At 59.6% G+C, this 10050-nt stretch carries 9 protein-coding genes; 2 read left to right on the plus strand and 7 right to left on the minus strand.

Annotated features, from left to right (window positions below):
- Positions 1-78: 78 nt before the first annotated feature.
- From LAT62_RS14520 to LAT62_RS14545, 6 genes are all read right to left on the minus strand, one after another.
- Positions 79-1368: a branched-chain amino acid ABC transporter permease gene (locus LAT62_RS14520; protein ID WP_293385501.1), complete on the minus strand. Its 1290-nt coding sequence runs from the start codon at positions 1366-1368 to the stop codon at positions 79-81.
- The gene (locus tag LAT62_RS14525; protein ID WP_293385504.1) at positions 1368-2372 is read right to left on the minus strand and encodes a branched-chain amino acid ABC transporter permease; all 1005 of its coding nucleotides are present in this window, start codon (positions 2370-2372) and stop codon (positions 1368-1370) included. Before LAT62_RS14525 ends, LAT62_RS14520 begins: the two co-directional genes overlap by 1 nt.
- A 19-nt stretch (positions 2373-2391) precedes the next feature.
- On the minus strand, positions 2392-3096 hold the full coding sequence (locus LAT62_RS14530; RefSeq protein WP_293385507.1) for an ABC transporter ATP-binding protein: 705 nt from the start codon (positions 3094-3096) through the stop codon (positions 2392-2394).
- 29 nt (positions 3097-3125) lie between these two features.
- Positions 3126-3920, minus strand: a complete 795-nt coding sequence (locus LAT62_RS14535; protein WP_293385510.1) for an ABC transporter ATP-binding protein — start codon at positions 3918-3920, stop codon at positions 3126-3128.
- A gap of 190 nt (positions 3921-4110) precedes the next feature.
- A complete protein-coding gene (locus LAT62_RS14540) occupies positions 4111-6825 on the minus strand; it encodes a mechanosensitive ion channel domain-containing protein (protein WP_293385513.1) in 2715 nt (904 codons plus the stop codon).
- The gene (locus LAT62_RS14545) at positions 6822-7730 is read right to left on the minus strand and encodes a hydrogen peroxide-inducible genes activator (protein ID WP_293385516.1); all 909 of its coding nucleotides are present in this window, start codon (positions 7728-7730) and stop codon (positions 6822-6824) included. Before LAT62_RS14545 ends, LAT62_RS14540 begins: the two co-directional genes overlap by 4 nt.
- A 61-nt stretch (positions 7731-7791) precedes the next feature.
- Here LAT62_RS14545 and LAT62_RS14550 point away from each other — a divergent pair, with 61 nt between their 5' ends.
- Entirely contained in the window at positions 7792-8667 is an 876-nt protein-coding gene (locus tag LAT62_RS14550) for an NAD(P)H-binding protein (protein ID WP_293385519.1), read from the plus strand.
- Here the strand turns inward: LAT62_RS14550 and LAT62_RS14555 are convergent.
- Complete coding sequence (locus tag LAT62_RS14555) at positions 8650-9693, minus strand: DUF3080 family protein (RefSeq protein ID WP_293385522.1); 1044 nt, start codon at positions 9691-9693, stop codon at positions 8650-8652. The two genes, LAT62_RS14550 and LAT62_RS14555, sit on opposite strands and share 18 nt — an antisense overlap.
- 113 nt (positions 9694-9806) lie before the next feature.
- Here LAT62_RS14555 and LAT62_RS14560 point away from each other — a divergent pair.
- Positions 9807-10050, plus strand: a 244-nt coding sequence (locus tag LAT62_RS14560; RefSeq protein ID WP_293385525.1) for a hypothetical protein, incomplete at its 3' end; no start/stop codon positions are given.

Below are 10050 nucleotides of genomic sequence, written 5' to 3' on the forward strand. Positions count from 1 at the left end.
TGTGCCTGTATGTCCAGCATTTTCCAATGATGGGCTGACCGTCCGGCGGTCAGCCCCCAACCCGATCCGACATCAGGCTCAGGTGTCGTGTTTCACTTTTTCCGGCATCAGCCCATTGGGTGCAAAGCGCAGAATCAGCGTGATCATCAGGCCGATTATGAAAACCCGGGCCTGCAGGGCCCGGCTGCCGATGTTGCCTGGTGGCTCCCAGCTGAACCAGAGGTCGCCAATATAGATGACGGCCTGCATGACGTAGAGCGCCATGGGTTCAGACATTACCCATATCACATAAACCAGGAAAGCACCCAGAATCGTGCCCAGGTTGTTCCCCGGCCCGCCGAGTATCGCCATGACCAGAATCAAAAAGGTATGGTTCAACGGCAGATAACCCTGTGCGTTGAATATACTGGTGAAATTGGTCAGTGCCGCGCCGCCGATACCCATCAGGATACAGCCGAACACGAAGATCTCGAGACGGCGTCGGTTGATGTCCTTGCCCATTGCCGCCGCAGAGATTTCATTGTCTCTGATCGAGCGGATCATGCGCCCCCAGGGTGAGTTGAAGGCCCGTTGCAGCAGCAGGAAGATGGCCAGCACAAGCAGTGCCGTCAGTGTCAGATACAGGGATCGAGAGACCAGAAAACCGACATCTCCCGGCCCCGGAACCGGCCAGGGAATCGGCGACACGGTCAGGGTGCCGCGCGTCAGCCAGTCTTCGTTCACCATCACCGCCTTGATGATTTCGGCAATGCCCAGCGTGGCGATAACCAGATAGTCACTGCGCAATCCCAGACAGATCTTGCCGATGAAATAACCTGCAATGCCGGCGAGCAGACCACCGACCAGCCAGCCGACCAGCGGATGCATGCCCAGCCCGCCAATGAACTGAGCCTCACGCTCGATGGCACTGGCGATCGGCACGAAATGGCTCTTCATGGCCATGTAGAGAACAAAGGCGACAATGATGGTTGCCCAGGTGCGTATCTTCTTCGGCACGCCCAGTCGGTGAATCTGGGACATGCCGATAACGATCAGTATGTAAAAGATGCCGCGTACAATCGCCCAGCCCAACTGCTGCGGCAGGTCGGTATTCCAGAATGCCGCATTCATGGGCACGCTGAAGGCCATGGCGGAATAGCCGCCCAGAGCCAGGAAGCCCAGCACACCAGCGTTCAACTGGCCTCCGTAGCCCCACTGGATAGTGAAACCCAGGGCCAGAATGGCATAGCAACTGGCTTCTACCATCATGCGGACGCCAAAGGACAGTCCCTGCGCCATCATGACGCCGGATATGGCGATGATGACAATGCAGGCGACAATGGTTTCGCGGACCGGCAGGCGGTTCAAATAGGGGACATTTGCCAGCATCAGATCACCTTCCCTTTAAAGATACCTGTGGGGCGCCAGATCAGCACCACAACCAGAATGAAGAAAGGCACCACAATCTTGTACTCGGTACCTACCAGCGCCAGACTGCGCGGAATCTCCAGGGCGTCCGGCAGCATGGGGGCCAGTGGTCGCAGCAGAATGGACCAGTTGAAGACGGACAGGGTTTCCACAAAGCCGACCAGGTAGCCGCCGGCTATGGCCCCGTAGGGCTGACCCACACCGCCGACAATGGTGGCAGCGAATATGGGCAACAGAATAAAGAAGCTCAGTTGGGGTTGCAGCGCCACGTCCATGGCCAGCATGGTTCCGGCCATGGCCGCCAGACTGCCGGCAATAATCCAGGTGACCATGATGACCGCCTTGGTATTGATGCCTGAAACCTGGGCCAGATCCGCATTGTCGGACATGGCGCGCATCGCCTTGCCCATGCGGGTTTTGGTCAGGAAGTAGTGCAGGGCCACCACGACAATGACGGCGAAAGCGATCAGCCAGATTTGCGGGTCGGTGATGATGATGGGGCGCAGCACACCTTCGATGGGAACATCGATACGATAGATCTCCTTGCGCTCACCGATGTAGAGACTGCGACTGCTGGTACCGGCGAACATGCGGATCAGGCCCTGCAGCATCAGGGTCACGCCCAGAGAAGCGATGACCAGCACAATCGGCTTGACGCCATTGTCGCGCAGCGGTTTGTAGAACGCCTTGTCCAGGCCGATGGCCAGTGAGGCCGTGATGACCATGGCGATCGGCAGCATCAGGATTGGTGTCGGAATGCCCAGGGCAGCACCGGCACCCGGGAACATGGCGGTAAAGACAAACACCATGAAGGCGCCGAATGTCATCATGTCAGCATGCGCAAAATGCGCAAAACGCATGATGCTGAACACCAGAGTAATGCCGACCGCCCCGAGCGCGTAGATGGAACCAGCCACCGCTCCGGAGATCAGGACATTGTTGATAAAGAAAACCAATTCGTTCACAACCTATCTCCTTGCTGATTCAGCCGCCGAGGAAGCTCTTGGCCACTTCGGGATCGTTGAGCAGTGCCTGACCGGTATCGGTGTACCGGTTCTGACCTGCCGCCAGTACAAAGCCCTTGTCGGCAATGGCGAGTGCCTGCTTGGCATTCTGTTCGACCATCAGCACCCCCACGCCAGCCTTGTTGATATCCTTGACGCGGGTGAATATCTCATTCATGTACAGGGGGGACAGGCCGGCAGTCGGCTCATCCAGCAGCAGCAGGGAGGGCTCCACCATCAGGGCACGACCCATGGCCACCATTTGACGCTGACCCCCTGAGAGCTCGCCGGCGGGCTGCCTGCGCTTTTCCTTGAGCGGCGGGAACAGCTCATATACCTGCTCCAGCATGGCGGAGACCCGGCTGGGGTGAATGTAGGCCCCCATCTCGAGGTTTTCCTGCACAGTCATGCTGGGGAAGATGTTCTTTTCCTGCGGGACAAAGCCCATGCCCATGTGGACGAGCTTGTTGGGCGCGACGTTCTTGATCGATTCTCCGCGCAACTTGATGTCACCCTCGGTGACATTGAGCATGCCGAAAATGGCTTTCAGCATGGTGGACTTGCCGGCCCCATTGGGCCCGATAATGACGCCAATCTCATCATTGTTGATGGTCATGTCGACGCCGTGAAGGATATTCATGCCGCCGTAGCCGCCATGAACTCCCGTTGCTTCCAGTAAAGGCATTGTGTACTCCGGAAATTATTGTTCTCGGTTCAGTTGGCGGAGGTGTTTGCTTCTTCGGTCTCGGTGCTGCCAAAATAGGCTTCGATCACTTTGGGGTTGTTGCGGATCTCGTCAATGTGGCCTTCGACCATGACTTCACCCTGAGCCAGCACGATCACCGGGTCACACAGCCGCCCGATCATGTCCATATCGTGCTCGATGACCAGGAAGGTATAACCCATTTCCTTGTTCAGGCGTTCGATATTGCCCATCAGATCACCCAGCAGTGTCCGGTTGACACCGGCGGCTATCTCATCAAGCAGCACGACCCGGGCATCGGTCATCATGGTGCGACCGAGCTCCAGCAGTTTTTTCTGTCCACCGGACAGGTTGCCCGCCAGTTCATTCTTGACGTGCGACAGGTTGATGAAGTCCAGTACCTCAATCGCGCGCTGACGCACTTCATGCTCACGGTCACGCACCAGTGAAGGCTTGAACCAGGTCTTGAACAGGTCTTCACCCGGCTGGTGGGGCGGTACCATCATCAGATTTTCCAGCGAGGTCATGTGCGAGAACTCGTGTGCGATCTGGAAGGTGCGCAGCAACCCCTTGTGGAACAATTCGTTGGGTGTGTTGTGGGTAATGTCTTCGCCATCGAGCAATACCGTTCCGGAATCTTCGGGCAAGGTGCCGGCAATGATATTGAACAGCGTTGACTTGCCCGCCCCGTTGGGCCCGATCATGCCCGTTACCGAGCCTTCTTCAACCTTGATCGAACAATCCCGGATCACCTGCAGGCCGCCAAAAGCCTTGTAGATGTTGTTTACTTCAATGATGGTACTCATTGGCTCTCCTGCCAGGCTGGAACACTGGGTGTCCGCCCGCCGATTATTGTTCTCAGTCCGGCCCACAGCGGCTCGAACAGCGAGCCAGGATTGTGTCCGGGGCGAAAAATGGGCTCAATTCTAACGAGCCGTTAATCAAAAGCAAAAGAATTGTGCGGGTGACAACCGGGTTTTACAGGCCGCCTCGATGTCACGATTTCTGTACAGGTCGCTGTTCGACCAGCCGTTCGACACCCTCGCTGTTGCGCAAGCGGATATCAATCTGCTGGAAGGCGATCTCGATGCCAGCGGCAGCGAATTCACGGTCCACATAGCGGTTGATCTCGTCGATGGCCGGGTTGCGATCACCCAGTTCCTTCACGTGAATGCGCAGCTCGTGGTCCAGCGCGCTGTCGCCAAAACTCAGAAACAGCACCTGGGGTTTGGGGTCCTTGAGAACTCTTTCATTGCCCTCTGCGGCTGCCAGCAGAATCTCCCGGGTGCGCTCCAGGTCAGAGCCATAGGCGACGCCGATCTTGAGGGTGACCCGTGTCACGGTATCGGTCAGCGACCAGTTGATCAGTTGCCCGGTGACGAACGTCTTGTTGGGGACAATGATGTCCTTGCGATCGAAGTCGGTAATGGTCGTGGCCCGAATTCGAATCTGGCGCACGCGTCCGGACAGGTTGCCCAGTGTGACCACATCGCCGATCCTTATGGGGCGCTCGAACAGAATGATCAGCCCGGAGACGAAATTGGCAAAGATTTCCTGCAGACCGAAACCCAGGCCTACACTGAGTGCCGCGACCAGCCATTGCAGACGATCCCAACTGACCCCGAGTGCGGACAGGGCAAGAATAATACCGGTGCCCAGAATGACATAGTTGAGCAGCGTTGTGGTGGCATAGGCGCTACCCTGTTGCAGATGCAACCGTGACAGCACCACCATTTCCAGCAGACCGGGCAGGTTGGCGGCCAAAAACAGAGTCAGCCCCAGAATGGCCGCGGCACTGACCAGATCCAGCAGGCTGAAAGGAAGCCCCTGTTGCAGGTCACCTGCCATCGCCAGAGCTCCCAGCTCTAGATTACCCAGCGCCAGTACCATGTCATACCAGACCCAGAACAGCAGGCCGCCAAGCAACAACAGGATCATGAAGCGGGCCAGACGCCCGGATTGTTGGGTAACCTTGTCGATGTCAAGCTGCGGCAAGGGCTTCACACTGTCGCCAGCCTTTTCGTCCGGGCCGGCGGCGGCCATCAGCACCGCATGCTCCGCCTCGTCGATGGCGCGCTGACGCCGCAGCGTTTCAGTGGCCAGCAACAGCCCACGACCGGCGGCCACTTCTGCCAGTACCCAGACGGTCAGAATGTAGAAGGTAGCCAGCAGGGCATAGGTCAGTTGCAGCACCGTGTAGACGAATCCGAGGGCGGTCAGTGCGACCATGCCCAACGGCAGCAGTACCAGCGCCAGGTGCAATATCCAACTGATGATCGGCTTCGAATGCAACGGCTCTGCGTCGCGCAGCAACTGCCGGGACAGCCAGGCAATCGCCAGTCCGGCCAGCACCAGTACGACCGAGGTCAGGCGGTCCTGCGTCAATCCGGTGGTCTGTTGCTGGGCAAGAGAGACCACAATGGTCGTAGGGAGCAGAACCCAGGTGAAGCGGGCCGTAAATTGATACAAGGAGGTCTGCAGGGTTGCCGACCAGGCAAAGTGCATCGGGCCTATGTCCGGATGCTGCAGCACCCGCAGCAGAAACTTGATCACAAACAGGCTGAAACCGAACGCCATCAACACCGGGCCCAGGCTGATGGCCCCGGAGTCCTCGGTACCGGGCAGTAATAGTCCGACCGCAATCAGCAGAAGGCTGACCGGGGCAAGGCGCAGTGCCATGGTGCTCAGCAGGCCGGGCAGCAACCAGGGGCTGGGTACTGCATCCGGCGACGGCAGGGCGGATACTGCAGGGTCTTCCTCTGCTGGGTGCGCCTCCGTCGAATTGTCCGGTTCTGTCGGCTCGTCCGGGCTGGGTGCTGATTCTGCCGCAACATCGGTCGGCATCGACTGAGTGAGGGCCTGATCAACCGACTCCTGAGCCGTGAGTTGTTCCCGGTGAAAGGTCAGCAGTTGCCGGTTGAACCGATCCTCGATGCCCTCGAGCCGGCGCCGCAGCCAGAGAAGAAGGCCGGCTGATAGCAGGGCAAGGGCGCTGCCGCTGAGCAGTGTCGGGCGCCACTCGTCTCGTTCGGGCTGCCAGGCGATGGGAGGCCGGGCCGTCGTGGTGCGCTCCCAGAGCAGTCCGGGCAGTTGCTGAAACCACTGCATATTCATGGGCGGGTTGCTGGGCACCCAGAACAGCTCTTCCTGCAATTCCTGACGCAGCTCACGAGTGTCGTTCAGCAATTGCGCATGTGTGGACTGCAACTGGACACCCGTGTCAAACGTCACCCTGAGTTGCGCCTGCAGTGCCGCATAGCCATCGGGTGTTGGCTGGCCCTGTGCAGCCCACTGACGGCCCAGTTGAATCAACTCGAACTGGCGCAGGCGCAAGTCTGCGATGGCTTCCGACAGCCCTTCTATAGGCGTTACCTGAGGCAGTGCCGCTTTCTGCTCCTGCAGCACGCGATAGGTGTTGACGCTGCCTGCCATGGCCAGGATGTGGGCTTCGAGGTCTTCGGCACTGAGCCTTACCTGGGCCAGATCCTGTTCACTCAACTGCAATTGTGCCGCCCATTGGGACTCGGTCTGTTCCCAGTGCAGGGTTTCGGCAAGGAGTGTCTGTTGCTCTTGTTCGGGTGCGCTCGGTTCAGGCAGGGTTTGTGCCTGGGCGGCCAACGTCAGTGCCAGACAAACCAGTAACGACGCTGTTCTGAAGGCCGGTGTGGTGCCGAGGCCCGCGAGCAGGAAACGCGTGGTCAGTCTTATCATATCTGGCAGGCCTTGATGGCATTCTCCAGCGCATCGATGGCTCGCGGGCGCGGAAAACTCGCGCGCCATGCCATGGCTACCGTGCGCTCGGGCGGGTCACTGCGAAAGGGCCGGGTTACCAGCCATTCGGCGGAATAGGGGGCGTGCAGGTTGGCGCTGCGCGGCAGGATGGTCACGCCCAGCCCGGAAGCCACCATATGGCGGATGGTTTCCAGAGAACTGCCGTCTGCCAGTGTACGCACCCGGCCCTGCGGGTCTCGACTCGATCGAGCAATAGCCGGACAGGCGTTCAGAATCTGGTCGCGGAAGCAGTGCCCATCGCCCAGCAGCAGGAGATCGGTGTGGCTGAGTTCTTCTGCACTCACATCGTCCTGAGCTGACAGCGGATGTTCGCGCGGCAGCAGCACCTCGAACGGCTCGCTGAACAGCGGCTTGGTCAGGACGTCCGATTCGGTAAAGGGCAGGGCGAGGATGGCAATGTCGATCTGGCCGCTGCGCAGGCGCTCACGCAATACAGCGGTGTAGTTTTCCTCGATGTCGAGCGCCATCTCGGGGGCCAGATTGCGCAACTGCGGAATCAGATGCGGAAACAGATAGGGCGCCACAGTAAAGATGGCACCGATCTTCAGCGGGCCCGCCAGTTCATCACCCGTGTTGCGGGCCAGCATTTCCAGTCGATCAGCCTGCTCGATCACGTTCTTGGCCTGCGCAATCAGTGTTTCTCCAATGGGCGTCACCATCACCCGACTGCGGCCACGCTCGAAGATCTGGACATTGAGTCGCTGCTCCAGTTTGCGAATGGCGACGCTCAGTGTGGGCTGGCTGACATGACAGCGGTCCGCTGCCCGACCAAAATGTTTGTCTTCGGCCAGGGCCAGCATATAGCGCAGCTCGGTCAGTGTCATGATAGACTCCTGCTATGCAAACTGCGGAAATAATAGCGCAGCTAACCTTCAGGTGACAGCAATGACAGATGAAAATGCAATGCCCGGGCTTTTGATGATCGGTCTGGGCGATCTGGGGAAGAGAATTGCCCGGCTATGTGTCGCGCATGACTGGCCGGTGACCGTGATGCGTCGGCAGGCCATAGACGAACCCGGCATGCGGGTTGTTACGCATGATGCGACGAAAGACTGGTCCGCAGCCTTGCCCGAAGACATGGCGCCACCGGCTGATGTCGTATTCTGCCTGGCACCGTCGGAGCGCGACGAGGCGGGCTATGAAGCTGCCTATCTGAAACCGGCGGAAGCGGGTCTGGCGTGGCTGCAGGCCAATGCCCCCAAAGCCCATGTCTGGCTGATTTCGTCCACCAGTGTCTATGGCCAGAAAGATGGCGAATGGCTGACCGAGAGTTCCACGGCCGAACCCAAGCGCCCCACGGCGCGGATAATCAGGGCCGCAGAACGGTTCTGGAAGGACAGTCCTCAGCCCGTCACCGTGCTGCGCCCGGCAGGCCTCTACGGGCCCGGTCGTGATCTGATGCTGCGCCAGGCGCGCGAGGGCTATACCATCACCGACAATCTGCCGGTCTTCACCAATCGCATCCATGTCGATGACGCGGCCGCTGCGGTTGCCCATCTGATACGACAGAGGCGCAAGATGGGGCGGTCCTTTGATGTGGTCAATCTGGCCGATCGCGAGCCGGTTGCGCAGCAGATCCTGGTACCCGAATTACAGGCCATGATGGGCGTGGAGCCTACCGGAGAGGAGCGCCTGCTCGATCGAGGCAGCAAGCGAGTGTCTTCCGACCGCCTGATGGCGACCGGCTTCCAGTGGCAGTATCCGAGCTGGCGTGAAGGCTATGCCGCCATGCTGGAAGCCTCTTCAGCGCCAGGCGGATGACTGCAACCCGATCTGCAGGTCGCATTGCGCCAGCAGCGTCTGCCAGTAATCGGCATGGTCACGTGTGATCTGCTGCAGACTGTCAAGCTCGGCTTCCAAGCCGGCCATGAACGCCTGCCAGTCTGCCACCTCTTCACCGGTTGCCTCTGTCAGATCTGAAAAGGCCTCCAGCAGCCTTTCTCCTTCTCTGTTGAGCTGAACGAGATAAGGCTGCACCTCGCCGATGAAAAACAGTGTCAGCACGTTCTGCGCATGCTCTGCACTGCGGGTGGCCACCCCTGCCGGGCAGAGCCGCTGCGCTGCGATGGCCTGCTGCAGCATGGTATTGGCCGCCGTCAGCCCGCCGAGACTGATTTGCACGGACCGGCGCCACTGGCCTCCCGTGCTGTGCCGACCCAGGCGCTGATAGACGTCACTGAAGGTACGGTCATCGGGCATGTCTGCATCCGGCCACTGGCGCGCCCAGTCGGTCAGCGTCTGCAGGTCGGCATACTGCTCGGCCTGGGACGGCACGTGCCCGGGCTTCCAGGCCGATTGACTGGCCGACCAGATCTGCCGGACTTCCGGGCTGGCGACGGTACCGTTCCAGGTGGCTCCGGGCCAGGCCGCGCGTTTTTCTTCCGCCCAGGCTTCAAGTTGCTCCTGCTGGCTGTCCCCGGTGTCCGGGTGCGCCTTGCAATCCTCTATGGCAGCCAGTACCCGAGCTTCATAGCGCCATACCGTATTGGGCGGAGCAACCCGTCCGAGAATGCTGTTGCGCTCACTGATCAGGCGAAACAGTTCGCAGTGGCGCAGGTTCCAATAGGACAGCGGAGTAACCCGGACATCGGGGATGTCCAATTGCAGATCGCGACTGCGCGGCGCGCTTTGCGGCGCCGGCGTCTCACGTTTTACCACCGGCTCGTTCAGAACATTGCTGAGGCGAGACAGGTAGTCGTCGTAGAGACCACCGGCGGACTGCCCGCAAGCCGTCAGCAGCAGGGTCAAGAGCAGGATTGGACTGAATCTCAAAAAATAGTGTGACATATGAACCGGATGTGTCCGCTCGCCGTACTCTCGCACAGAACTGATTGACGCTGTCTTGCCATTACAGACGTGGGCTTTCACCCACAGTATAGAGAAAGGGAGTTTACCCTACGATGATTCGACGACTGTTTCTGCTGAGTCTGCCTGTCCTGGTGTTGCTCGGAGGCTTCCTGACCGCTCGCTACATGCTGGATAACCGCAGGGAAGTCGCTCCCTCGGATGAGCCGGTTGTGGAAGCCGGGCAGCCCGGTGACATTGCGACGGTCAGCACCATGGTCTACCGGAGCGAGACGGCCCGGCCCGAACTGACGTTGTACGGTCAGATGCAGGCACAGCGGCAGGTGCAGGTGCTGGCGC

The organism is Natronospirillum sp. (assembly GCF_022565775.1).
Taxonomy (GTDB): Bacteria; Pseudomonadota; Gammaproteobacteria; order Pseudomonadales; family Natronospirillaceae; genus Natronospirillum.

Bases quoted from the DNA above. Each gene is read 5' to 3' on its own strand.
- LAT62_RS14520 (WP_293385501.1), bottom strand. From the start codon at position 1,368: ATGCTGGCAAATGTCCCCTATTTGAACCGCCTGCCGGTCCGCGAAACC.
- LAT62_RS14530 (WP_293385507.1), bottom strand. From the start codon at position 3,096: ATGCCTTTACTGGAAGCAACGGGAGTTCATGGCGGCTACGGCGGCATG.
- LAT62_RS14535 (WP_293385510.1), bottom strand. From the start codon at position 3,920: ATGAGTACCATCATTGAAGTAAACAACATCTACAAGGCTTTTGGCGGC.
- LAT62_RS14540 (WP_293385513.1), bottom strand. From the start codon at position 6,825: ATGATAAGACTGACCACGCGTTTCCTGCTCGCGGGCCTCGGCACCACA.
- LAT62_RS14545 (WP_293385516.1), bottom strand. From the start codon at position 7,730: ATGACACTGACCGAGCTGCGCTATATGCTGGCCCTGGCCGAAGACAAA.
- LAT62_RS14550 (WP_293385519.1), top strand. From the start codon at position 7,792: ATGACAGATGAAAATGCAATGCCCGGGCTTTTGATGATCGGTCTGGGC.
- LAT62_RS14555 (WP_293385522.1), bottom strand. From the start codon at position 9,693: ATGTCACACTATTTTTTGAGATTCAGTCCAATCCTGCTCTTGACCCTG.